Raw genomic sequence first — 23,972 nt, 5'->3', positions numbered from 1 at the left:
AGGAGCTGGCCGCCCAGGCCGAGGAGCTGCAGACCTCGATCTCCTACTTCCGCACGGAAAGCAACGGCCAGGATCGCCGTGCGCCTGCCCGCGCGCCGGCTCGCCGCCCCACGCCGGTCGCCAAGGCTCCGGCCAAGTCGAAAACTCCGCCCCGGGCTCCGGTCGCGGTCCAGCAGGCGCGCGCCGCGGGCTTCGCGCTGGACCTGACCAACGGCGGTCCTGACGACCAGGACGGCGAGTTCAGGGAGTATGTCGCGTGAGTAAAGTCTTCCTTGAGCGGCAGTGCGTGACCCTGGGCCTGGGCGCCGAGGTGTTCGCCGTGCCGGTGGCCTTCGTGCGCGAGATCCTGGACTACAGCGCGCCCTCCGCCCTGCCGGAAGGCCCCGCCTATCTGCTGGGGCTGACCGATGTGCGGGGGCGGGGCACGCCGACCCTGGACTTGCGCGCCAAGCTGGGACTGCCGCGCGTGACGCCGGACCTGGCGACGCGGATCCTGGTGCTGGACGTGCCGATCGAGGATCGCATCCTGTCCCTGGGCCTGGTCGCCGACCGGGTCATCGAGGTGGCGACGTTCGAGCCCGAGCAGATCGAGGACGCGCCGGACATCGGCGTGCCGTGGCGGTCGGACTACATCAAAGGGGTCGTCCGGCGAGACCATGGCTTCGTCGTGATCTTCGACCTGCCCCGACTGTTGACCAGCCAGGACGCCGCGCTGCTCGCCCAGGCCGCCTGAACCGCAAGCGTCAGAGACTAGAAGGCGCATCGGCGCCTCACGAAAGAGAACCCGTGTCGCAAGCTCCTCTCGCGCAGTCGATCGATACGCAAGCGGACCATCTGTCCGCCAAGAACTTCTCGCGCCTGGCGGCCTTCATCCATGACTACAGCGGCATCAAGATGCCCAGCAGCAAGAAGACCATGCTCGAGGGGCGCTTGCGCCGGCGCATGCGCACCTATGGCCACACCAGCCTCAACGATTATTGCCGGTTCCTGTTCGAGGACGGGGGGCTGGAGGCCGAGACCGTCCATCTGATCGACGTCGTCACGACCAACAAGACCGAGTTCTTCCGCGAGCCGTCGCACTTCGACTTTCTCGAGAAGAAGGGACTGCCGGCGCTGGCCGAAGGACGCCGCAAGCCGCTCCGGGTCTGGAGCGCGGCGGCCTCGATCGGCGCCGAGGCCTACACCCTGGCCATGGTCCTGGAGGACTTCGTCGCCGACCGGCCTGGCCTCGGCTACAGCATCCTGGCGACCGACATCTGCACCGACGTCCTGGCCAAGGGCGTGGCCGGTCGCTATCCCGAGGTCATGATCGAGCCGGTCGCCATGGCCCGCCGGCGGCAGTACCTGATGCAGTCCAAGGACCGTTCGCTCCGCGAGGTCCGCATACGGCCGGACCTGCGCTCCAAGGTCTCCTTCGCGCGCCTGAACCTGATGGACGAGACCTATCCGGTCGATCGCGACTTCGACATCATCTTCTGCCGCAACATCCTGATCTATTTCGACAAGCCCACCCAGGCCAAGGTGCTGGGCCGGCTCTGCGACCATCTGGTCCCTGGCGGCTATCTGTTTCTAGGGCATTCTGAGTCGATCGTCGGACTGGATCTTCCGGTCCGGCAGGTCGCCAACACCGTGTTCCAGAAGCCATAGCCGTGCCCGCAAGTCGAAAAGTCCGAGTCCTGATCGTCGATGACTCCGCCACCGTGCGGCAGACGCTGACCGCCGTTCTGGAGGCTGATCCGGATATCGAGGTGATCGGCGTCGCTTCGGATCCCTTCGTGGCCGCACGCCGCATCCGCGACGAGATTCCGGACGTCATCACCCTCGACGTCGAGATGCCGCGCATGGACGGCATCACCTTCCTGCGCAAGCTGATGGCCCAGCATCCCGTGCCGGTGGTGATGTGCTCTTCGCTGGTCGAGGAGGGCGGCGAGACGCTGATGCAGGCGTTGGAGGCCGGCGCGGTGGACATCGTGCTGAAGCCCAAGGTCGGCGTCGCCGAGCACCTGATGGAGTCGCGCATCCGGATCTGCGACGCGGTCAAGGCCGCGGCCAGCGCCAAGGTCCTGGGGGCGCGCCGTCCGCCGATCTCGGTCGATCGCCCGCTCTATGAGCCGGAGCGCAAGCTGACCGCCGACGCCATGCTGCCCCCGCCGCCCAAGGTCGCGCCTGGCGGCAAGGCGATGGCCCGGACCACCGAGACGATCATCTGCATCGGCGCGTCCACGGGCGGCACCGAAGCCTTGCGGGCGGTGCTGGAGACCCTGCCGCCGGACTCGCCCGGCATCGTCATCGTCCAGCACATGCCCGAGCGATTCACCGCCTCGTTCGCCCAGCGGCTGGACGGGATCTGCGCCGTCTCGGTCAAGGAGGCCGAGGACGGCGACACCGTGCTGCGCGGCCGGGTGCTGATCGCGCCCGGCAACAAGCACACCCTGCTCGAGCGCAGCGGCGCGCGCTACTTCGTCTCGGTCAAGGACGGTCCGCTGGTTACGCGACATCGCCCCTCGGTCGATGTCCTGTTCCGCTCGGCCGCCCGTTCGGCCGGCTCCAACGCGGTCGGGGTGATCATGACCGGCATGGGCGATGACGGCGCGCGCGGTCTCGACGAGATGAAGCAGGCCGGCGCCTTCACGATCGCCCAGGACGAGGCCAGCTCAATCGTCTTTGGCATGCCCAAGGAGGCGATCGCGCGCGGCTGCGTCGACCGCGTGGTCCCGCTGCAGCAGATCGCGGCCGAAATTCTGAAAGCCTCCAAGCGCTGAGTCGCCCAAAGGGCGGGCGACCCGAGCGCCGAGCCTCCGAGACCTAGAAGAAGACGTCGTCGTCGCTTTGCGCGGCGGGCGGCTGGGCGTGCGGGTTCAACTCGGGAACCTCGCCGACCTGATCGGCGAACGGCGCGTGGACCTCGCGCTCCTGGGCCATGGTGTAGGTGCGCGACAGCTTGGCCATCAGCGGCGCGAGGATCGCGGCCAGGTCGTCGATGCGGTCGTCGTCGCCGAGGTTCCGGGCCAGCAGCTCCAACGCCTCATCGAGATAGCCGCCGACCTGGCGGTCGAAATCGAAGCGCGCGGCGGCCTGCCTCAGCATGGCCACGACCTGGCCGCCCTGATCGGCCGCCTGGGCGAGATCGCCCTCCACCTCGTCGCCCGTCTTGCGGATCCGCTCGACCGCATGGCGCAGAGCCTCGGCCGCGGCCGACGCCGCGCTGACCTGCGGCGCCAAGTCTTCGGTTTCGGAGATCTCTTCTTCCGTCGTTGATCCGAACAGCGACTCCAGCGCCGCCAGCGTATGGCCCGCCGAGGTCTCCAGATGGGCGGCGTGCTGGCGAAGCTCGATGGCGATGACGCCCAGGGGCTTTCCGGTTTCGCCGATGCGCGAGCACTTCAGCGTCGTGTTCATCGCCATCATCTGCACGTCGGCGCGCATGTTCTGGATGGCGGCGACCTGGGCCGCGAGGTCCCGCGCCGAACGGCTGGCCGAGCGGCTGACGGCTTCGGCGGAACGTTCGCCCGCCTCGATATCGTCGACGAGGGCGAAGGCCTTGGCGACATTGGCTTCCAGGCCGCGCAGGAAGTTGCCTTCGCCGCCCTGGCCCTCGGCGTGGTCGCGCAGGCGCAGGATCTCGCTGGCGTCGGCGGCCATGGCCCCGACATTCAGGCCGATGCGCGAGACGTCGCGGCGGAAGTCGCGCGTGGTGGCGTCCAGTTGCGCGATCAGCAGCCGTCGCAGGAAGGTCTCGAGCCGGGCGCACGCCTCGGCGGGCAGGGCGCGGACTTCCGGCGCGTCCAGCAGGGAAAGTCCGAACTGAACGTGCTCGATCCGTTGCCGGGTGATGTCGCCGATCTGCAGCGCCGCGAGCGCCGAGGCGACCTTCTTGCGCACCTCGCGCGCCAGGCCGGCGACTTGCTGGCTGATCTCGCCGATCCGCGCCTGGTGGGCGGTGATCGCCGCGACCTGGGCGACCAGGGAGTCCGGCACGGCGGGCAGGAGCTCGTCGCAGCGTCGGGCGAGATCGGCTTCCTGGCCGAGGGCTTGGCGCAGATCGCCGTCGAGCGTCCCGAGATCGGCGCGGAAGGTGTCGAGCTGCGTGCGACCCAGCTCGATGCAGTCGCAGATCTCCTGGGCGAAGATCGCGAACTCCGGACCCGCCGCGGCGATGCCGCCCGAGGTGATCTTGATGTTGACGCCGAACACCCGAAGGTAGGCCAGGTGCTTGTGCATCTCCTCGATGCACTTGGTCAGGTCCGCGCCGACCTTGACGAGACCGCTCAGATTTTCGAAGCGCCCTTCCAGGCTTTGCGGCAACTGGCGCAGCGTGTCGGACGCTTGGCCCAGCTCGCGGGCCGCCGTCGCGACGCTGTCGCCGTCCAGGCTTTCCTTCATGCGGTCGAGCGCGGTGATCAGGGCGCTCATGCCGTCGACGGCGCGCGACAGGACATCGCCGACCTCGAGGAAGCGACCCTCGATCGCGCTGCGCGCCGCTTCGAGGCAGTCGCCCGTGCGGTCGACGGAGGTGGCGGAAGACGCCTTGAGCGCCAGAGAAGAAGAGGCCATGAAATCGCCGCTGATAGTTACGCGCCACCATGGCCTGAATGTGCGAATTTGCCGTAAAGGCGGGACGCATTTCTCGAAGACCGGCGGTCGGTGACGCGCCGAACCATTGTCGCGCGACGCGGCGCTCTGTAAGCAGGCGCCGAAAGCTGGCGACCGGCGGCCTCGCCCTGATTTGGTCGCGATGATGTTGAATTCGGGCCCGTCTATGGCCGCCGAGGAAGGAACTGCATGCCGAGCTCCGTGATGGCGGCCCTCAAGGACGTTGCCGACGGCGTTCGTCTGGCGCCCTTGTGGTGGCGGCTTGGCCTGGACCAGACGGCCTCGCGCTTCCAGCGCTCGGTGCTGGGGCCGTTCTGGATGGCCTGCAACCTGCTGGTCATCGCGTTCGCCCTGGCCTTCGTGGTCAGCCTGCTGATGGGCGTGGACATGTCCAAGAGCTACCCGCAAGTGGTGGCCGGACTTCTGGCCTGGTCCCTGGTGGGCACGACCATCGCCGAAGCCCAGGCGATCTTCCTGTACAACGCCGGCCTGATGCAGAGCCAACGCCTGCCGCTGAGCTTCTACGTCTTCCTGCACGCCCAGAAGTCCGCGACCAACTTCCTTTTCCAGCTGATCGCCTTCTGGGGCGTGATGCTGGTGCTGAACAAGTTCGTCGTTCCGCACTGGACGCTGATCCCGGCGGTGGCGCTGGTGCTGGTGATCGTCTGTCTGCAGGGCTTCATCATCGCCGTCCCGTCGACCCGCTTCCGGGATGTGGCCTATATGATGAGCTATGTCGTGCAACTGCTGTTCTACGTCACGCCGGTGTTCTGGATGGCCGACCATGTCAGCGCGCAGCGTCGCTGGGTGGTCGAACTGAACCCGTTGGCGCACCAGGTCGACCTGCTGCGCGCGCCGCTTCTGGGGCAGGCCCCGGCCGCTGGCGACTGGATCTGGGTGCTAGGGACGACCGGGGTCCTGGCCGTTGTCGCGCTGACGCTGCTGGCCATGTTCCGCAAGCGCGTGGTCTTCTGGCTCTAGGAGACGGCGATGACCCACCAGATCAAGCTGACCCACGTCGATCTCGACTATTTCGTCTACAGCCTGCGCTCGCAGTCGCTGCGCAGCGCGGTGTTCAACCTCGCGGTCGGCGGCAAGATGTACAAGGCGGCCGGCGACGTGGCCGCGGTCAAGGCGCTGTCGGACATCAATCTCGAGATCAACGAGGGCGACCGCATCGCGCTCGTGGGCCACAACGGCTCGGGCAAGACCACGCTGCTGAAGGTGATCGCCGGCATCTATCACCCGACCCGGGGCGAGCTGCATATCGACGGCGACATCACCTCGATGATCGCCATCAACGCCGGTATCGACATGGAGGCGACGGGCCTTCGCAACATCCACAAGCTGGGCCTGATGCGGCGTCTGCCGCGCAAGGTGATCGACAGCCGCGTCGACGCCATCGCCGAGTTCTCGGGCCTGGGCGACTTCCTGCATCTGCCGGTGCGCACCTACTCCGCGGGCATGCTGGCGCGCCTGATGTTCTCGGTCGCCACCGAGTTCGAGGCCGACATCCTGGTGCTGGATGAATGGCTCAGCGCCGGGGACGCCGACTTCGTCAAGAAGGCCGGTCAACGCATGCAAAAGATGGTGGAGGAGGCCAAGATCGTCGTCCTCGCCACGCACGACCACGACCTGGTCAAACGCGTGTGCAACCGCGTTTGCGAACTTCAGGCTGGCCGTATCGCCTTCCTCGGGTCCACCGAGGACTGGCTGGCCTATCGGGAAACCCAAGCCGCATGACCGACGCCGTCCGTCCCCTCGCGCACGAGGACATCAAGGGCCTCGCGCTGGACGCCTGGATCGGCCGTCTGAAAAGCTCGGTGTCCGAGCGCGTCCAGGACGGCTGCGTCTTTCCGGACTTTCCGTCGGCCGAGGTCCAGCGGCAGTTCGTCGGCTCGGCCTATGAGGACGCGCTGGACGAGGCCGGCAAGTTCTACGCCTTCGCCCAGGAGAGCATGGGCGACAAGACCTACAAGCGCTCGACCGGCAAGGGCTATCTCGACTTTGGCGCGGGCTGGGGGCGGATCGGGCGGTTCTTCCTGCGCGACTTTCAGGCCGAACACATGGTGGGCGTCGATATCGACCCCGACATGGTGGCGTTCTGCAACGGCGCGAACCTGCCGGGCCGCTTCGAGACGATCGCCAATGGCGAGCCCCTGTCTTTCGAGGACGGCGCGTTCCGCCTGATCACCGCCTATTCGGTGTTCACCCACCTGCCGCCACATCTGTTCCGCGCCTGGATGGCGGAGTTGCTGCGCGTGCTCGCGCCCGGCGGTCTGCTGGTCTTCACCGTCGAACCGCCGCGTTTCCTGGATTTCCTCGAAGCCACCGACGCCAGCTCGCCCAACGCCTGGCTGGCGGCCCTGGCCGTCTACAAGGATCTGCTGCCCGGCCTGCGCGAGGACCTGGCGCGCGAGGGGATCGCCTATCTGGCGTCGGGCGGCGGCGACTATCGCGGGCCCGACGTGTTCGGCGAGACCGTGGTGACGGCCAAGTTCGTCGCCAAGGAAGCCGCGCCGCACGGCGGCGAGGTCGTGCGCTATGTCGACGATCCCGCCCAGTTCTGGCAAGCGGCGGTGGTCATCCGCAAGCGCGCCGCTCAGCGGCCGCGGGGCTTCCTGGGGCGCCTGTTCGCCGGCCTGACGGGCAAGGCATGACCGCGCTTCCTTCCGGACTCAAGCCTGGCCGCGACGTCGCGATCGAAGGCGTCGACGCCCGCGGACGCGTCGTGCTGGTCGGAACGGGCGACGATCCGCAGCTGATCTGGACCCCGTCCAAGACCGAGCGCTCGGCCCTGCGGGCGGCGCGGACGGTTCGCGTCGACGTGAAGCTGGAGGCGCTGGACGGCGAGCTGGTCGGTCCGGCCCTGTTCGCCGACTGGGGCGATGGCTTTTCCGAAGATTCCTATGCGCGGCTGAAGGCGGGTCCCGAAGGCTGGTTCGCCTCGCTGCCGGCGCGCAGCCGGCAGTTGCTGCGCCTGCGCCTTGACCCTTCGGAAGGGCCTTGCCGCTTCACCGTGCTCGACATCGCCGTCAAGCCGGCAGGGCATCTGGGCAAGGATCCGCGCGGGTGGAAGGGCGTGGCGATCCAGGCGATCAAGCCGGCCCTGGGGCCCCTGCGCCAACCGGTCGGCGCCGTCTGGCGCAAGGGCCGCGCGATCGCTGAGCAGGCCCGCGCCAGTCGCGCCAAGACCCATGACGCCGGACCCGTGCGCGCGACCTATACGCACGCCATTCAGGTCTCGAAGAACCTGCGCAGCCCGCATTTCGCCGCGCCGATCGCCGCGCCGATAACCCTGCCGGCCGACGCGCCTAAGGTCGTGGCGTTCTACCTGCCGCAGTTTCATCCGTTCCCGGAGAATGACGCCTGGTGGGGCAAGGGCTTCACCGAGTGGACCAACGTTTCGAAGGCTCAGCCTCAGTTCCTGGGCCACTACCAGCCCCGCCTGCCGGGGGATCTTGGCTTCTATGACCTGCGCCAGCGCGAGGTGCTGGCCCAGCAGGTCGGGCTCGCCAAGGGCGCGGGCGTCCACGCCTTCTGCTTCCACTACTACTGGTTCGCCGGAAAACGCCTGCTGGAAAAGCCGATCGAGCTCTATCTGGCCGATCCGACGCTGGACCTGCCGTTCGCCCTGTGCTGGGCCAACGAGAACTGGACGCGCCGCTGGGACGGCGACGAAACCGACGTCCTGATGGCCCAGAAGCACTCGCCGGAAGACGACGAGGCGGTGTTCGAGGACATGGCCCGCTACATCCGCGATCCGCGCTATCTGCGGGTGGGCGGCAAGCCGGTTCTAGTCCTTTACCGCCCCGAGATTCTGCCGGACGCCAAGGCCACGACCGATCGCTGGCGAGCCAAGGCGCGGGCCATGGGCCTGGGCGAGCTGCGCCTGCTGTGCACCACGGCCTTCGGGTTCCAGGACTATGCCGGCCACGGCTTTGACGGGATCATCGACTTCCCGCCCCACGCCATCGTCGAGGGCGAGATCACCAAGGCGGTGACGCCGCTGCACGAGAACTTCACCGGCAAGGTCTACGACTATCCGGCGGTGGTCCGGCACAAGCTGTCGGAGCTCTCTCGCGTCGACGCGGCCTACGTGCCCGGCGTCATGCCGGGCTGGGACAACCAGGCGCGCAAGCCGTGGGCCGGCCACGCCTTCCACAACGCCGATCCCGAAAGCTACCTGACCTGGCTGTCGGGCGCGCTGACCCACGCCGTCGCGCGGCATCCGAAGGGCGAGGCGATGGTGTTCGTCAACGCCTGGAACGAATGGGGGGAGGGCGCCTATCTGGAGCCCGACCGCTGGTTCGGCCACGGCTATCTGCACGCCACCCGCGCGGCGCTCAGCGCCTATCAGCCGCGCCTGACCGACGCCCATCCGGTCGTCGCGGAGGCCCAGGCGGCCTTCGTCAAGCGCGCCGACGCGGTCACGCTGCTGCACCTCTTTTATCCCGAACTGATCGACTGGTTCTCCGAGCGGCTCGCGGCGACGGCCGACGTTCTCGACCTGATGGTCACCGTGCCGGAGACCTGGAGCGAAGCTGATCTTGCCCGCGCTCGCGCGGCCTTCCCGACCGCGTATCTGGCGATCGCCGAGAACCGCGGCCGCGACATCCGGCCCTTTGTCGAAACCCTGCGCGGCGCGCGGGCCCTGGGCTATTCGGTGTTCTGCAAGCTGCACTCCAAGCGCTCGCCGCACCGCGCCAAGGGCGACGAATGGCGCGCCGAACTGGTCGATGGGCTGCTGGGCGGCGAGGCCGCGATGCTGGCCCTGCGCGCCTTCGCCCAGGACCCGAAGCTGGGCCTGCTCGCCGCGGCCGGCTCGCGGATGCGGATCGGCGATCCGGACGTGATGGACAACAACCGCGAGGCGGTCGACCGGCTGTCGCGGCGCATGGGCCTGAAGCTGGCGCCCGAGACCCCCTTCGCCGCCGGCTCGATGTTCTGGGGGCGGACGGAAGCCTTCGCGCCGCTGGCCGGTCTCGCCGACGCCGAGATCGCCTTCGAGCCCGAGCTGGGCCGCGTCGATGGCACGACCGCTCACGCGATCGAGCGCCTGACCGCCGCCATCGTCGCCCGGGCCGGCTACCGCGCGAGCTTTGAGCTGTGAGACGGGTCGCCGGCCTGGCGCGGCGAGCGGGACGGCGGCTTCTGACCGCGGCGACCCGCCGGCCGGCCAAGCGCGGCCCCAAGCCGGTCGCCCTGACGATGGTCGCCGAGACCGAGGCGCTGGCGCCAGACGTCTTTCGCGTGGCGAATGTCTGGCACGCGCCCGCGTTCGGCGCGGTGCTGGACGACCAGGGGCGGGTGTTCAGCGGCTCCGTCCGCGAGGCCCTGGTCCTGACGCCGACGCTCGCCGCGCTGCCAGGCGCGCGCCGGCAAGGCGAGACGACCCTGTTCACGCCGCCCACGGACGCCCCGGTCTTCGAGCGCGCGACGGTGTTCGTGAACTGGGCCGCGCTCCACAATTACAGCCACTTCCTGATCGAGGCGCTGCCGGCCCTGCGCGCGGTTCTCGACGCCGGCGAAATGGAGCGCTTCCCGGCCGTCGCGCCGCCGCTGCTGCCATGGCAACGCGTCCTGCTGCGTCTGATGCTGGGCGATCAGGCGGCCATGCCGATCGAGATCGAAGCGCCGGTCGCGCGGCTGGGCGAGGCGCTGTTAGCGTCGCCGGCGGAGCGCTTCTTTGATGCACCGGGGCCGCTTCTGCGGGCGGTGCGCGACAGCATCCTGGCGAACGCCGCCCTGAAGAACGCGGCTCTGACGGACAGCCCGGACACCCCGCGCCGCCTCTATGTCAGCCGGCTTGGCGCGACCCGGCGAGTCCTGCTCAACGAGGCCGAACTCGAAGCGGCGATGGCCGCTCGCGGCTATGCCATCGTGCGGCCGGAGAGCCTGTCGGTGCGAGACCAGATCGCCCTGTTCCGCGGGGCCGAAATCATCGTCGCCCAAAGCGGCGCGGCTCTCGCCAATGTCCTGTTCTGCCGCGCCGGCGCGCGCATCGTCGAGATCCAGTCCAACGGGCGGGAGCCGGTCTGGGCGCGGGATATCGCCGGAATGATCGGCGCCGATTGGCGCGCCTTCGTGGAGGCGTCTTCGCCGATCGAGACCGAGATGCTGCTGGCGGGCGACCTTCGTCCAGACACCGCGTTCAGTTGGCGCCTGGACCTCGAGGCGTTCCTGGCCTTCGTCGACGGGCTGTCCTAGGCGCATGACTGTTTCGCTCGATCTTTCCCAAGCCGAACGGGTCCCGCTCGCCGAAGCCATGGGCGGCGCGCGGCATGCGGCGAGGGTCAAGCTGATGGGCTCCAGCGGCTGGATCCCGCCGCGGCCGATGCTATGGCCCTGCGCCGGCGACATGCTGAACGGCATGCATGATCTCAACAACGTGGTCGCGCCGGACATCGACCTCCTGGTCGTGCATCGCGCCGTCGTCGGCGGTCGCGGCGCGCATCTCAAGCTGGACGACGTTCTCGTCTACGCCGAAGAGGCTTATCCGTCCTACATCAAGCACTGGTACGACGAGGACATCACGCCGGAGGCCTGGGACTTCCGCGCGCCCGTCCGCCTCAGCCTGCCCAAGGCCTTCGTGATCACCCACTTCAACTATGTCTGGGGTCACTGGCTGACCGAGATGTATCCGAAGCTCTTCCTGATCCGGGCGCTGATCGACGCCGGCGTCGTCGCGCCGCTGCTGCTGCCGGCCTCCGCCCCGGCCTATATGGCCAAGATCGCGCGCGCGCTGATCCCGGATCTCGAAATCGTCACCTACCACCCCGGCCGTCAGGCCGTGGCGGTCGGGACGGTGCTGCTGCCGCACATGCTGCATAAGGACTACTATTTCCACGACTTCCTGCGCTGGGAGCTGGAGCGCGAGGCGCTGAAGCAGCCGCGCGGCGGCGGCTTCGACAAGGTGTTCGTCAGCCGCAGCGGCGTGCGCACCCCGCAGTCCTTCCGTGAAATGGAGAATGAGGCCGAGATCGAGGCGATCGCGGAAGGTCTCGGCCTGACCTTGCTGCGACCCGAAACGCTGAGCTGGGAGGAGCAGGCGCGGATCTTCTTTCGCGCGCGGGTCGTGGCCGGCGAGTTCGGTTCGGGCCTGCACAACGCCCTGCTGTCGCCGCCCGGCTGCCAGGTGGTGTCGCTGAACTGGGTGGTGGACGTGCAGTCGCGCATCGCCAATTTCCGCCGCCACGACCTGGGCTACATCCTGCCGGAGGACGGGCAGGCGCGGCTCTATTCGATCGAGCCCCAGAAGCAGCCCTTCCGGATCGACCCGGAAGACTTCCGTCGCAAGCTGAGCATCGCGGTGGAGCGCGCTGACGCTGGCGCGGAGATGGCCGGCTGGGACGACGGCCCGGTCCTGGCGGCGGCGCTTCGCCTATGAAGGGCGCCTTGCTCGCCTTGCTCCTGATGGCGGCCGCGCCGGCCGCCGCCGCGCCCAGCGCGACCCTGATCAAGGCTTGCGAGACGCCCAAGGGCCTCGTCTTCGATGGCGGAGGCTACGGCGGCATTTCGGGGATCGATTACGACCCCCGTTCAGGCCTCTGGGCGATTATCAGCGACGACAAGTCCGAGCACGGGCCTTCTCACGCCTTTCTTGGACGGCTCGATCTTCGGCCCGGCGCGCCTTGCGGCCCGGCGCTGGAAGTCATGATCCCCCTGCGTCGCGAGGACGGCTCGACCTTCCCCGACCGCAAGGCCGGGACCGAGGCCGCCGACGGCGAGGCGATCCGCTTCGATCCCAAGGGCCAGGATTTGGTCTGGGCGACGGAGGGCGACTTCGAGCACGGCGATCCGCCGGCGATCCGGCGCCTGAGTCGCGACGGCCGCCCCGTCGCGCGCCTCGTCGCGCCCGGCAATCTTCGCTTCCGGCCCGATGGCCGGACCGGCGCGCGCAAGAACGCGGCCTTCGAGGGCCTGTCATGGTCCGCTAACGGACGATCCCTGTGGGTGTCGATGGAATGGCCGCTGGTCCAGGACGGCCCGATCCCTTCGGTCGCCGCGGGCGGCCTCACCCGCCTCAGCCGTCTTGACCGTTCAGGACGCGTGCTGGCCCAGTACGCCTATCCCGTAGACCCCGCGCAGGCCGCTTCGCCGGTGGGCGTCGGCGACAACGGCGTCAGCGAGATCCTCGCGCTGGACGCCCGGCGCCTGCTGGTGCTGGAACGCTCGGGGATCAAGGGCGCGGACGGCCGGTACAGCTACCATGTGCGCCTTTACCTGGCCGACCTGTCGCGCGCCGAGGATGTCTCCCGCCGTCCCAGCCTGGCTGACGGCTCGGTCCGCGTCGTCGAAAAGCGGCTGCTGGTCAATTTCGACCGCCTGGGAATTCGGATCGACAATCTGGAGGCCATGGCGTGGGGCCCTCGCCGGAAGGACGGCGCGCGCACCCTGGTGCTGGCCTCCGACGACAACTACGACGCCCACCAGATCAACCAGATCCTGGTCCTTCGCGTCGCGCCCTAGGTCGAAGACGCTTCCCGCCCCGCCGGGGGTTCGCACGCCCGTCAACTTACGCTATGCACCCTGACCCGCGCGCGCCGCGGCCCGGTAGCTCAGCAGGATAGAGCAGCGCTTTCCTAAAGCGAAGGTCGGGGGTTCGAGTCCCTCCCGGGCCGCCAGGGCCGAGAAATTCTCGATATTCTTCAATTACTTAACTCCTATTTTGTCTAACTTTTGAGGGTGGTTAGACAGATTTTTGTTCACGTTGCGTTTGCTGGACCTTAAACATCGCCGCGTCCGCGCTCGCCCGTTGTTCGACGGCGCGCGTGTAACGCTCGACTTCCTTGATCGACTTGTGGCCCGTGATCGCCATGATCTCGTGCACGGTGCATCCAGCTTCTGCCAATCGCCGCGCCGCCGACTTCCGAAGGCCGTGAGCGCTACATCCGGGGATGCCTGCGGCCTTGGCGGCATCGGAAATCCAGTTGCTAAAGCCCTTCTCGCTTCGTGGCTTGCCAGACTGAGTGGTCACCAAGACGAGGTGATTGTCCTTTCGGGCCGCCAGCGAGGCCGCGAGCGCCGGGTGAATGGGAATCTCCAGCGCCCCGTCGGTCTTCGACTGACGTAACGAAATGTAGCCCGATTGGACCTGGCCGGCGGTCATAACGCGCACGTCGGCGCTACGTTGGCCGGTATAGAGAAGAAGGTCGAACGCTAGGCGCTGTCGGGTTCCAATCGGCCAATGCTGCTCAAACTTGGCGATCTCGTGCTCTGACCAGGTATGGAAGCCGTCGCTACGATAGCGAAGCTTTCGAACATCCATTGCGGGGTTGTCCGATCGCCAGCCGCGCGTCTTCGCAAATGCCATAAGCGCGCGAAGCATCTTGAGCCTGTTGTTCGCCGCACCGGGCAGATCGGCCTTCAGGTCCATCATCCTAGTGATGTGGTGGGCCTGCAGATCAGCGATGCGTTTCTCGCCGTGCTCGAAACGAAACCGTTCGATCTCTCTGCGCCGAGTGGCTTGTGTCGCGGGCTTCAGGCTCTTCCAGTCGGATGACCCGTAGTATGCGACAATCAGGGCGTTGAAGGATCCCGCGACGGTGCGCTCTGCACCGATCTCGCGTTTCGAGCCCTTGGTTGCCGCAAAGTACCAGTCCCACCAAGCCTCACTGTCGAACGGCAAAGTAGTCTGCATGTCCGGGTAGCCTGCCCGACGGAAACGCCACCGAGCCTTGCCGTGCCGGTCCCGGTACATGCTCACATGTGGCGGGCGGCGCTTCGTCATCCGAAATCCCTGTCGAAGTCGTTGAGCTGGTCTCTTCGCGGGACGTTTCCTCCACGGAGCCGCAGCTTGATGTGCCCTGAAGGGCTAATCACAACTTCATCGATTTCTTCGCCTGCTGCGCGGGTAGCCTGAACCGCGCGCTTCAATTCGGCCTGCTTAAAGCTCGAAGGGCGGCGGCTCATAGGCTCAGCTCCGTTGGGCCGTTAGCGTGGGGAAGCTCGTTTAAGGCTGCCCAGAGCTTAAAGATCGGCACGAGGCCAATTCTCCGGATCGTCCTGATGCGGCCATATCTGAAAGGGTTGAAAGGAGTTCCCTGTAGAGCTTTGGATTTCAAATCAAGCAGACCAGAGCTAAAGTCCCACTTCCTCACAACTGGAATACCATTCTTCATGAACGGAACTACAACTGTCGCACCGAAAGGTAGCGAATCTATTTCGACGTACATCTGGTAAATCTCGTCTAACGTGACGATTTCGGGAGGGAGTTTTATGAAATCGATCTCTCCCTCATCGTTCTTATTGATGATGTAGTCGCGACCGTAAGCTGCAATTTTCGCTGCATTGGCAATTAAAGCTTCAATCGCCTCGCCGAAATCGAGCGCTTCATGGACACCAGCAAAGACATCAGGAATCCCATCGTCAGGGTAGTTCTTCCAGGTCCTTTTTAGATTTCGCAGTGTGTCGACGGCCAAAGGAGCATCTTTTGGGAGTTCGGAGACAGTCACGGCGAGGAGGAGGTTTGCCGCTTCTTTCACTCCCATATCGGAGGCGCCTGGGCCCCGTTTCGTGGTCGGGATCAGCCCGGCTTCACGAATGACGCGAGCGATATGCTCAATCGTGGGGCGCTCACGCTGGGATGTGAGGTCGAGGGCGGAGATCAATGAGGGGAGCTTTGCCATAATTGTGTGTACCACACAAAATTGCCCCATCAAGGAGAATTTTGTGTCGCGCCCACAATTATAGCTCTGGGTTCGTTCTGAGGTCTCAGCCCAGTTGCGTTCCCGGTCAGGGAAAGCCGCCCCTTCTACATCTTTAAAGGTGAGTACTTCCCATTTGGTCAGCGAGCGGTAGATTGGCCTATTATCGGGGGAGGGGGCTTTGGGGGGCGCTTGTTCGGTCTTAAGAAATTGTTTCTCCGGCGGAATATCGGTGCGCTCTCCGCTGGAGCTGTTGCCCGAAAAGGTACCGGAAGCGGCGTTCTGCTTTTTGTTCACGGCCTTGGAGCAAAGGCCGGCGACACGTGGGGACCGCTTATAGGCGTCCTAAAGAAGGATCCGCTTTTTGCTCCGTTCACCCTCGCGACTTATGAGTACCCAACGGTCAAGTTGCGTGCCGCGGGCGCAAAGAAGGCGATTTCGCTGCTCGACCTAGCGTCAGGTTTAAAGACCGAACTTGATGCACGATATGCTGACTCTGAGGTCACTCTAGTCGCCCATAGCATGGGGGGGCTGGTTGTGCGCCAGTATTTGACCTCGGAGCTCGCGGCTGGCTTACAGCCCAAGGCGGCGCGAGCATATCTCTATGCGGTGCCGAATTGTGGTGCGCCGCTTGCGGAATTTGCCGCTGGGGCATCGATCAACAACCGCCACGTTGAATTTCTGCGCCCGGATGACGAAATTCTTCAGCGTCTTAATAGTGATTGGTTGAGGCTCGACGTCTTTAAGAAGGTTCCTGTTAGGCACGCTGTCGCTGGTCAGGATGAATATGTGCCGATTCCAAGCGCAAAGCCAGTTGGTGGCGGCGAGTATGACTTCCTGCCCAGTCAAAACCACAACGGAATTATACGGCCAAGTGAGCCGGACGATATTAGATATGTTATTTTGAGGAAGTTTGTCCTTGGGTTATCTAATGATGTTCGGGGTGAGTCGATCCCTAGGAATATACATCCGGATCCACTATTTGATGTATATTCTAAAGCGAATGAAAAATATTACATAAAGCGTGATGTGGATGAGAACCTTTCGCGCCTCATGGCTGCTGGCCATGGTTGGATAGAGGGGGCGTCCGGTACGGGAAAGACCGCTGCCATTACCCGGGGGATGCAACAGCTCCCGTGGCGAATGGTCCAGATTATGTTGGCGGGATATGGCCCCGTGGGACCCGTTGGGCTTCTCAGGGCGATGTGCATAGAATTCGCAGATCTATGTGGTGGGAAAGCTCCTGAACAATCTGAGAATGTCGCCGATCTTTTGAAGGCCTTTAGATCTATAGCGCGAGAGGTTCCGAACGAAATAATTGGTATCCTGATCGAAGAAATACCAATAGAGCAATCGGAGTTCGATGAGTTCGCCTCCTTAATGCTGAGCCTAGCTCAAACGCTAGATGCTGACCCCAGCACGCGCGGTCGTGTGCTTCTATTCTTTACGTCCGTTGATGGGATTGCGTCATCTGCTCAATGCGGGCCGAAATTCCGCGAGAGGTTCCCGGTGATCCAGCTCGAGGACTGGGATGGGAAGGACATCGAAAGGCTAGTAATTTTGTTGGCTGAAAGCCTTAAGAGGGAGCTCAGCGCCGAGGATGTCCAGGCGATCGTGATCAATGCTGGCGGCTCAGCTCGTTTCGTTAAATCGCTTTTTCGCCGCTGGCGGAATGGCACTGCAAATGGTTTGGATTTGAGTCGCTTGATCGAGGAAGTGAAGTCGGAGCTGGCCCAATGACGGCGGTGAAGGCGCTGCGCCCGACAACGATCATTCCCTCCGATCTGTACGTGGACCGCCAAGCGGATCGCCAGCTTGACGCGATTGTCGAGGACATGGGGCGGCCTGGCTACGTGCTCGTGGCTCGGCAGATGGGGAAGACCAACCTCCTGCTCGCGATGAAGCGGCGCAGAACTAGTAGGGGGGATGTGGTCGCGTATGTTGACTTGTCTAATCGTTTTGCCAGCCCCCGGGGCCTGTTTAGGCATCTAGTGGATGCGCTATTGGACGCCATTGAGGTGGGGGCTGATGATCTGCGTAGGCAGGTTGATGCGGTGCGTGTGGCGGCGCATGAGCCGAACGTCGAGTATGATCGTAGCTTGCGCGCGATACTTCGTGCCAAAAGTGACACGCGTTTCGTCATCGTTCTCGACGAAATAGATTCGCTTCTAAACGTTACCTACTCTGACGCTGTCCTTTCTCAAATAAGAAGCATGTATTTTGCGCGCGGAAACTATGCGGAATACTATAGGCTTACATATGTGCTTTCTGGTGTTGTTGAGCCGTCAAGCCTTATAAAGGACAAGCATATTTCGCCGTTTAATATCGGTGAGAAGATATATCTTGGCGACTTTTCTAAGGAGGAGGTCGCTGCCCTAGCGGAGAAGGCAGGCCTTAGCGTCGAGGCATCCGTCTCAGAAAGAGTATACTACTGGACGGGCGGCAATCCACGCATGACGTGGGATGTATTCTCCTCGGTAGAGGATTTGATTATTTCGGGATCGCCTGTAGATAGCGGCGTAGTGGACCGTGTTGTAGAGAGGCTGTATCTGACACATTTTGATCGAGCGCCTCTAGATCACATTCGAGACCTAGTCGAGACGAACTCTCAGATAAGAGAGGGCATTGTCGCAATTAGATATGGTCGGCCCGAAGCGCTTAGCTCTGTCGTAAAGAGCAAGTTGTATCTTGCAGGCATAACAACGGGTGAATCTAACGATTCAACCGCAATAAAAAACAAAATTATCGATGAGGCCCTCTCGGACGCCTGGCTCCATCAAATCGCTCAAGACAAGCAGGATGCTCTGCGTAAGGGTCAGCAGTATTTCTCGGCTGGGCTTTTTGCCGATGCTGTACGGGCATTCGAAGAGTATGAGGCAGACGTCTCGGGCGCGGGGCTTCCGCGAGAAAGTCGCATTCTTCTGGCGCGCAGCCGTATAGGTGCGCGCTCCTGGGAGAAGGCTGTGGTGGACCTCAGGGCTCTCTTGGCTGACGAGGCTTCGGAGGACGCTGCCGAGCTTAGCTATTACCTAGGCTACGCATACCTTGAGCTGGGAGAAGCCTCTGACGCCATCGCGCCACTACGGGTGGCGGCTGCTGGGTATGTGGAACAGAATGGGCTTGCAAATCTGCTGCTAGCGGTCGCCTTGCTTCGAGGCCAGCCAGAGACCGGGGCGGGCGACGCTTTTGAGCTTGTATGTAGGGTCCTGTCCGACGGGGCGTTCGAGCGCAATAATAGCCTCGCCACGTATAAGTCCTGGGCTTGGTTTATCAAGGGATCCGCCCAGCTTATGCTTGAGCAGGAAGCCGAAGCAAAGACTAGCTTCGACTTCGCGCGCGATGGCGCGCCGCCAGATCTTGTTCCTGCGGTGCTGTATCACAAGGCTCGGCTCGAGACCAATGAGGCCGAGCGCGTAGCCTATATGGAGGCTGCTGCGAATGCGATTGTTCGCGATGGCTTGGAGATAATTGAGACTGGAGATTCGGTCTTTGGTTTCGACGCCGCTGATCTTGCGACGATCCTTGCTGGGCTGGAAGAGTTAAAGCTTCGAGGTGCTTTCGATCAGCTTCTGGAGCACTACATCGCTAAGGCGGGTGGGTTTGAGAGCAAGCTTGATGCTCTCGTTCACATTTGCAACGCCGTCTCAGGAAGAAGTGCGCGAACAGTTGAAGTGCTTCTTGAGAGCGGGCTTGCGAGGCATGTTCAAATCTCCGCAAGTGATGTCTACTTCAAAGCCCTGCGACTGCTGACTCAGGCTGTGCCTCTGGAAAAGAGAAGGGCAGCGGCAGATAGATATTTTGACGCCTTTGGCAAGCTTATGTCAGAGGCGCTCATGTCTGAGGACGATCTGATCGTCTTCGCTATGCAGGCGCTGTCCGATTATCAGTCGAGCGATTTCGCTAGGGTGGAGCGTGCAGGGCGTCTTCTTGACCCCTATAGGAGCATCTCAATTGATCTCAGTCCGAATTTCTATGTGCTTTTCCTGAGCATGGAAATGCAGGCTTACTCGGCTCGAGGGCGTCTTGAGAAGGCGCAAGAACTCGCTGCTGAGCTTCTCAGATTGTATGGTCTGATCTACGACGCACGTAACGAGTTTGCTGCAATGCTAAACTCTCTGCGGGACGCGGCCGCAGGTATTGTGCAAAAGGCGGATCAGCGGTCGCCGGCGCGTAAGATTGGCCGCAATGCGCGGGTTCGAGTTAAGCTTCACGATGGGCGCGAAGTGCGTACCAAGTACAAGTTCGTAGAAGCTGATATTCGATCTGGCAGAACAACTCTAATGGAAGTGTTGGATAGTTATTAGGTGTTTTTCGGCGCTGGTAATTTATTTTATGGCTTTTTGTTAATATTGGCTATGGCGATGTGGTGGCTTTTGCGTCAGAGTTCGTTCTAATATTTCCGCGCCGTCTGATGAAACCTTTACGAGATCACCGGCGCGGACATCCGCCTTCTCCAGCGCGCTCGCCGCTCTGGTCGATAGGAACGTAACCGTCTTGCCGCTGCCGCGCTCCTCGAGAGTGATCTGCCACTCTCCGCCCGATCGGCTCGGGGTCAGCCCTTTGAACCAGCCGACCACTTCGCGCGCGGTCTCCTTCATCCGATCGGCGGCGCGCCTCAGCGAATGAAACAGCTCTCGGGCCTGGTCGGAGTTCAGGCCCTCGAACACGCGCTCGAACGCGTTCAGCCGCTTGTGCGCCTTATCGAGCGCTTTCTTCAGGCGACCGACCTCGCAGGCCTGCTCTCGCTCCCGACGCGCCAGGTGGGCGGCTTCGACGCCTTTTTGCGCCGCCGGCTTCAACTGCTCCACCACGCTCTCAGCCACGCGCGAGGCAAACGCCGCGTCGGTTTCCAGCGTCGTGGTCAGGATGCCCTTTTCGAGCACCTGACGTTCCTTGGGGAAGTTGACGCCGCGCCCGACTTCCGTCGCTCGCGAGATCGCCGTGTAGTACTCCTTAACTGTCTGGTGGCGGGCGACGCTGCCCTCGATCCCGCGCTCCAGGCCATGTTCGCGACCGACCCGTTGCCAGAAGTCGGTCTGCATTTCCGAGAGGGTCTTCTTCCCGCCCAGCCACTTCTTGGCGTTCAACTTGTCGCCAACCCGGGGCACCACGTAGGCGACCATGTGGGGCGTCTTCTCGTCGCGATGAACATGAGCGCTGATGACGTTCTCGGCGCCGTGCCGGTCGCGCAGCCATTGCAGCGCTCCTCGGAAATATGCGGTGTCGTCGCCTCGCCATTCTGGGCTGTGGCCGACGAAGTACTCGATGCACAGCACGGCGTCAGAGCGGTACTTAGCCGGAAGCGCAGCGCGGATAGCCGCCAGAGCACCGTGTCCGGTCTCGGCGCCCCAGTGCTCGTTCGCCAGCTTTAACGCCGGGTCGGCGTTGTGCGTCTCTCGCTCTCTGAACGTGTGGGCCAGGGAGCCGCCGATTTCACCGAAACTCTTGAGCTTGGCTGTGCGGAGGATTGCGTAGGCCATGGAGTCAGCGCCAGCCTGAGCGCAGCGAAGGTGTACTCACTACACCTTTGCTGGCGCAAAGGTCGTTCGGCGCTGCGCGCGCTACGGTGCTTTCAGCACGCGTCGCGACAGTGATCGTGATCCCCAGAGCGTTCGCCTCACCGGCCAACTCCTCGCGAATTCGATCAGCCGCCAATCTGGTGCGCGCCTGGACCTCGCGCTGGTCGCTGGCCCACGAACAGGGGGCAAGCCAGCTCTTCGCCCAGTCCTCGCCGCGCCGCGCCACCGCAGCGCGCCATAGCTCGGGCGGGCCGCCGAAGGCGTATGGATGGGGATCGGCGGCGCCGACCAGGCGCAAGCTCGTCTGAGCACCGCCATCTGCCCAGCAGCCCAGGTCTAGCCACCGTGAGGGGTGCTTGACCATCTGCGGGTCGCGCAACCTCACTTCGTCCGCATACCGCTTGGCGCCGGCGAGCAGTTGGCCGGCCGTTCCTAGCCGACTGTCCACGATGCGACGGTAGGCAGCCTTTGCGCCCAACTTCTCGACCTTGCGCGGGTAAGCCGCCCACCAAGTTTCGAAATCTCGATCGTGCTGCGCGGGTTCTGTTACCTGCTCCTTGGAAGGTTCTCTCTTATTGGGAAGCGACAGATTGTCGGGTGACGATGCCGTTTTTGTCGGGTCGAGAGCGTCAGTTTGTCGGGTTGAGGTAGGTTCGTGGCCTGACAATTTGTCGGGTCCGAACGTGTACGTGAAGGCGCCGGCGTTCCCGCCTCGTGAGCTCCGCCGTTGACGCGAGATCCAGCCGTTTCGGACTAGCCAGGCTAGATGCCGCTCAACGGTCCTCTCGGATTGAGCAGTAAAGCTGGCAAGCCGTTTCACCGAGGGGAAGCAAGCCCAAGCCGCCCGCTGATCCTCGCGCGCGTGCTCCGCTAAAGCGACTAGAACGAACTTGGCGCCGATGTTGCCGACGGGGGTGCCGAACGCCCAGATGATAGCTTGCAAGCTCATCGCAGCGCGCCCCTGAGGTTAGACGCTTCGCGAAAAGCCCTTTGTGCATCAAAGGGGCGCAAGAGACGTGTTAGACAACGCATCTCGTTGTAATCATTGGAATCTAGGACATCCTCCCGGGCCGCCAGCGCCGTTTCGTTTGTCGGCACGCCACCGGTAACGCCAGCCAATACGGCAGCGGGATATGCGACCTATGGATACGATCTTCGCGGTAATCTGAAATGCATGGGCGCCCGGAGCGATCTGGCCGCATGCTCGAGTCCGACGACGACCTACAGCTACGACAGCGAGAACCGTCTGCGCGGCGTCGGCGCCACGTCCTCTTTCGTCTATGACCCTCAGGGGCGGCTTTTCCAGTCGACGATCAACGGGACGACGACGCGCTATCTCTATGACGGTCCCAACCTGATCGGCGAATATGCCGGTGCTTCCTCTACGCCGCTCCGTCGCTATGTGTTCGGCGCTGCTGCGGACGAAGCTCTGGCTCGCTATGACGTGTCCTCGCAAACGCCCGATGCCCCCCGCTGGCTATTGGTGGATCATCAGGGCTCGATCATCGCGGAAACGAACGAAAACGGCGCTGTCGCCGCCAAACTCACGTACGACGAATATGGCGTCCCTGGACCCGGCAACGTCGGCCTCTTCCAGTACACCGGCCAGGTCTATCTCTCCGGACCGGATCTCTATCACTACAAAGCGCGGGCGTATTCGCCTACGCTCGGGCGGTTCCTCCAAACCGACCCCACTGGATATGACGACGGCCTCAACTGGTACGCCTATGTCGGCAATGATCCGCTGAACAACAGTGATCCAACGGGCCTATGCCCAACCTGCATAACGGGGATCTTCGGTGGGCTTCTAGGCGGTGGAATCGAGGCAGGTATGCAGTACGCCAAAAGTGGGAAAATCACTGACGGTGGGGCAATTTTCCGAGAGGCCGCGATTGGTGCTGGGGCTGGACTGACAGGCGTTGGCGCGGCGGCTCTCGTCACGCGAGGTGCAGCGGTGCTTAAGGTGAGTGGCATTGCGGTCAAGGGCGTAGCACTTGCGGCCGAAGGTGCAGCTTCTGGCGCATCGTCCGCAGCAGCCCATCGCGAAAACATTGCCGATGGGGCCAAATCTGGCGCGATCGCTGGCGGGGTAACGAAGGCGGTTGGGGTTGTGGGGGGGAAGCTTACGACTAGCGCTATCAACAGTGCAGAAGCAGCGGCGCTTCGCACGCATCCCGCGAATGGAACTTCTTCACTGCTTTCGAGCGGTGCGCTGAAGATGTCACCAGCAACCGCCGATCGCGGCCTCCCCGCCGCTGTTGCTGGTACCGCCGAGAAGGCCGCAGATCTAGCGCAGGAGTTGCACGATAAAGTTATGGGGAACTGACTTGAGCCTATTAAAAGTACTTCTATACGGCCTTGGCTACCGCGCAGTGTGTATCGGTGGCGCGGTCATTCTAGCCGGAGGCTTAGCGCTCGTTCGGGATGGCTTTAATGACGTAGCTTTCACCTATTTTATTTTCGATCTAATTTTCTCTGCGATCATGGTCGCTATCGCAATCCCAGCTGGCCTGAGAGTTGTTGTCTCACACCTATTCTTGAGTGCTTGCTGGCTCGCATTACTATGGACACTCTTACTCGGCAGGTAGCGACGCTCGTTTCTCGCCATCGAATGTGGAGGGGCTTTCACGTTAATCGCGCCAGGTCAAAGAGGCTTAATACTTGACCGCCTCAGGCGGTAGCCGCCGCCCAAGCGGCGTGGGCCTCGGCGCGGAAGCGCCGAAGCGTCGGGCGACTGACCAGGTGACGTTGGGTGTTGAAAGTGTTGTGGACGGCGGCGTGAGTGGCGAGAAAACGCTGGGCGGAGGCGGGACTCTTGAAGCCTTGCATCCTTCGCTCGCGCTGTCGGATTGGCAGGTGCGAGTTCTCCACCCTGCTGTTCTCGCGCAGGCCACCGGAAAGATGGAGGTGGCTGCGCTCCAGATCCTTCAGCGCCGCGGCATAGGACCTGAGACCGTCGGTCGTTATCCGTTCCGGTTCGATGGGCCGCCCGCGTAGCAATCGCGCTAGGAACTTCTTGGCCGCGTCGGCGTCTCGGCGCCGCTGGACGAGGATGTCGAGCTCCTCGCCCTCGTCGACCACGGCGCGCCACAGGTAGACGTGACTGCCACCGACCCGGCAGACCATTTCATCGAGATGCCATCGCGGCGATGGCTTAGTGATCTTCCCCCGAAAAAGTGGACGGGGTTAAGCCGCTCTGCGTTCCATCTCG

At 63.7% G+C, this 23,972-nt stretch carries 19 protein-coding genes, 1 tRNA gene and 1 pseudogene; 15 read left to right on the top strand and 6 right to left on the bottom strand.

Annotated features, from left to right (window positions below; genetic code table 11):
- The 4 genes and pseudogenes from AX690_RS23365 to AX690_RS13965 form a co-directional block, all read left to right on the top strand.
- A pseudogene (locus tag AX690_RS23365) lies at positions 1-260 on the top strand (methyl-accepting chemotaxis protein); the annotation flags it as partial.
- On the top strand, positions 257-733 hold the full coding sequence (locus AX690_RS13975) for a chemotaxis protein CheW (protein WP_066684956.1): 477 nt from the start codon (positions 257-259) through the stop codon (positions 731-733). The pseudogene AX690_RS23365 and the gene AX690_RS13975, both read left to right, overlap by 4 nt.
- A 53-nt stretch (positions 734-786) precedes the next feature.
- Complete coding sequence (locus AX690_RS13970; RefSeq protein ID WP_082769668.1) at positions 787-1,647, top strand: protein-glutamate O-methyltransferase CheR; 861 nt, start codon at positions 787-789, stop codon at positions 1,645-1,647.
- Between the two features lie 2 nt (positions 1,648-1,649).
- Entirely contained in the window at positions 1,650-2,762 is a 1,113-nt protein-coding gene (locus AX690_RS13965) for a chemotaxis response regulator protein-glutamate methylesterase (RefSeq protein ID WP_066684954.1), read from the top strand.
- A gap of 43 nt (positions 2,763-2,805) precedes the next feature.
- Here AX690_RS13965 and AX690_RS13960 read toward each other — a convergent pair whose 3' ends face one another.
- Entirely contained in the window at positions 2,806-4,554 is a 1,749-nt protein-coding gene (locus AX690_RS13960) for a hypothetical protein (protein WP_066684952.1), read from the bottom strand.
- 228 nt (positions 4,555-4,782) lie between these two features.
- Between AX690_RS13960 and AX690_RS13955 the strand changes: the two genes are divergently transcribed.
- The 8 genes from AX690_RS13955 (at position 4,783) to AX690_RS13920 (ending at position 13,220) form a co-directional block, all read left to right on the top strand.
- Positions 4,783-5,574 (top strand): ABC transporter permease, encoded by a 792-nt coding sequence (locus AX690_RS13955; RefSeq protein WP_066684950.1) that lies wholly within the window; start codon positions 4,783-4,785, stop codon positions 5,572-5,574.
- Positions 5,575-5,583: 9 nt separating this feature from the next.
- The gene (locus AX690_RS13950) at positions 5,584-6,336 is read left to right on the top strand and encodes an ABC transporter ATP-binding protein (protein ID WP_066684948.1); all 753 of its coding nucleotides are present in this window, start codon (positions 5,584-5,586) and stop codon (positions 6,334-6,336) included.
- The gene (locus AX690_RS13945) at positions 6,333-7,253 is read left to right on the top strand and encodes a class I SAM-dependent methyltransferase (RefSeq protein ID WP_066684946.1); all 921 of its coding nucleotides are present in this window, start codon (positions 6,333-6,335) and stop codon (positions 7,251-7,253) included. The genes AX690_RS13950 and AX690_RS13945 overlap by 4 nt, the downstream gene beginning before the upstream one ends.
- Complete coding sequence (locus tag AX690_RS13940) at positions 7,250-9,706, top strand: glycoside hydrolase family 99-like domain-containing protein (protein WP_066684942.1); 2,457 nt, start codon at positions 7,250-7,252, stop codon at positions 9,704-9,706. The genes AX690_RS13945 and AX690_RS13940 overlap by 4 nt, the downstream gene beginning before the upstream one ends.
- On the top strand, positions 9,703-10,803 hold the full coding sequence (locus AX690_RS13935) for a DUF563 domain-containing protein (protein WP_066684939.1): 1,101 nt from the start codon (positions 9,703-9,705) through the stop codon (positions 10,801-10,803). Before AX690_RS13940 ends, AX690_RS13935 begins: the two co-directional genes overlap by 4 nt.
- Positions 10,804-10,807: 4 nt before the next feature.
- The gene (locus AX690_RS13930; RefSeq protein WP_066684936.1) at positions 10,808-11,983 is read left to right on the top strand and encodes a DUF563 domain-containing protein; all 1,176 of its coding nucleotides are present in this window, start codon (positions 10,808-10,810) and stop codon (positions 11,981-11,983) included.
- A gap of 8 nt (positions 11,984-11,991) precedes the next feature.
- Positions 11,992-13,065 carry an esterase-like activity of phytase family protein gene (locus tag AX690_RS13925; RefSeq protein WP_231732206.1) on the top strand — a complete coding sequence of 358 codons (1,074 nt, stop codon included), beginning with the start codon at positions 11,992-11,994 and terminating at the stop codon, positions 13,063-13,065.
- 78 nt (positions 13,066-13,143) lie between these two features.
- Positions 13,144-13,220, top strand: a tRNA-Arg gene (locus tag AX690_RS13920).
- 65 nt (positions 13,221-13,285) lie between these two features.
- Here AX690_RS13920 and AX690_RS13915 read toward each other — a convergent pair.
- Both AX690_RS13915 and AX690_RS22935 read right to left on the bottom strand, forming a co-directional pair.
- The gene (locus AX690_RS13915) at positions 13,286-14,326 is read right to left on the bottom strand and encodes a tyrosine-type recombinase/integrase (RefSeq protein WP_066684933.1); all 1,041 of its coding nucleotides are present in this window, start codon (positions 14,324-14,326) and stop codon (positions 13,286-13,288) included.
- Positions 14,327-14,504: 178 nt separating this feature from the next.
- Complete coding sequence (locus tag AX690_RS22935; RefSeq protein WP_156449675.1) at positions 14,505-15,539, bottom strand: hypothetical protein; 1,035 nt, start codon at positions 15,537-15,539, stop codon at positions 14,505-14,507.
- Here AX690_RS22935 and AX690_RS22930 point away from each other — a divergent pair.
- Together AX690_RS22930 and AX690_RS13905 are read left to right on the top strand one after the other, a co-directional pair.
- On the top strand, positions 15,435-16,982 hold the full coding sequence (locus tag AX690_RS22930) for an esterase/lipase family protein (protein ID WP_369798216.1): 1,548 nt from the start codon (positions 15,435-15,437) through the stop codon (positions 16,980-16,982). The genes AX690_RS22935 and AX690_RS22930 overlap by 105 nt on opposite strands.
- Complete coding sequence (locus tag AX690_RS13905) at positions 16,979-19,546, top strand: AAA-like domain-containing protein (RefSeq protein ID WP_066684927.1); 2,568 nt, start codon at positions 16,979-16,981, stop codon at positions 19,544-19,546. The genes AX690_RS22930 and AX690_RS13905 overlap by 4 nt, the downstream gene beginning before the upstream one ends.
- 39 nt (positions 19,547-19,585) lie before the next feature.
- Here the strand turns inward: AX690_RS13905 and mobV are convergent, their stop codons facing one another.
- Both mobV and AX690_RS22370 read right to left on the bottom strand, forming a co-directional pair.
- Positions 19,586-20,722, bottom strand: a complete 1,137-nt coding sequence (gene mobV / locus AX690_RS13900; RefSeq protein ID WP_066684924.1) for a MobV family relaxase — start codon at positions 20,720-20,722, stop codon at positions 19,586-19,588.
- Positions 20,723-20,726: 4 nt separating this feature from the next.
- Entirely contained in the window at positions 20,727-21,710 is a 984-nt protein-coding gene (locus AX690_RS22370; protein WP_082769667.1) for a helix-turn-helix domain-containing protein, read from the bottom strand.
- Positions 21,711-21,935: 225 nt separating this feature from the next.
- Here AX690_RS22370 and AX690_RS22365 point away from each other — a divergent pair, with 225 nt between their 5' ends.
- On the top strand, positions 21,936-23,087 hold the full coding sequence (locus AX690_RS22365; protein ID WP_082769666.1) for an RHS repeat-associated core domain-containing protein: 1,152 nt from the start codon (positions 21,936-21,938) through the stop codon (positions 23,085-23,087).
- 344 nt (positions 23,088-23,431) lie between these two features.
- Here the strand turns inward: AX690_RS22365 and AX690_RS13890 are convergent, their stop codons facing one another.
- Positions 23,432-23,923, bottom strand: a complete 492-nt coding sequence (locus tag AX690_RS13890; RefSeq protein ID WP_255357071.1) for a DDE-type integrase/transposase/recombinase — start codon at positions 23,921-23,923, stop codon at positions 23,432-23,434.
- Positions 23,924-23,972: the final 49 nt, after the last annotated feature.

It is taken from the genome of Caulobacter sp. CCH9-E1, assembly GCF_001556515.1.
GTDB lineage: Bacteria > Pseudomonadota > Alphaproteobacteria > Caulobacterales > Caulobacteraceae > Caulobacter.
This window is presented reverse-complemented; position numbering and strand designations above follow the sequence as displayed.

Coding starts and splice junctions, on each gene's coding strand:
- AX690_RS13955 (WP_066684950.1), top strand. CDS start 4,783: ATGCCGAGCTCCGTGATGGCGGCCCTCAAGGACGTTGCCGACGGCGTT.
- AX690_RS22365 (WP_082769666.1), top strand. CDS start 21,936: ATGGGCGCCCGGAGCGATCTGGCCGCATGCTCGAGTCCGACGACGACC.
- AX690_RS13940 (WP_066684942.1), top strand. CDS start 7,250: ATGACCGCGCTTCCTTCCGGACTCAAGCCTGGCCGCGACGTCGCGATC.
- AX690_RS13905 (WP_066684927.1), top strand. CDS start 16,979: ATGACGGCGGTGAAGGCGCTGCGCCCGACAACGATCATTCCCTCCGAT.
- AX690_RS13960 (WP_066684952.1), bottom strand. CDS start 4,554: ATGGCCTCTTCTTCTCTGGCGCTCAAGGCGTCTTCCGCCACCTCCGTC.
- AX690_RS13950 (WP_066684948.1), top strand. CDS start 5,584: ATGACCCACCAGATCAAGCTGACCCACGTCGATCTCGACTATTTCGTC.
- AX690_RS13945 (WP_066684946.1), top strand. CDS start 6,333: ATGACCGACGCCGTCCGTCCCCTCGCGCACGAGGACATCAAGGGCCTC.
- mobV (WP_066684924.1), bottom strand. CDS start 20,722: ATGGCCTACGCAATCCTCCGCACAGCCAAGCTCAAGAGTTTCGGTGAA.
- AX690_RS13930 (WP_066684936.1), top strand. CDS start 10,808: ATGACTGTTTCGCTCGATCTTTCCCAAGCCGAACGGGTCCCGCTCGCC.
- AX690_RS22370 (WP_082769667.1), bottom strand. CDS start 21,710: ATGAGCTTGCAAGCTATCATCTGGGCGTTCGGCACCCCCGTCGGCAAC.
- AX690_RS13915 (WP_066684933.1), bottom strand. CDS start 14,326: ATGACGAAGCGCCGCCCGCCACATGTGAGCATGTACCGGGACCGGCAC.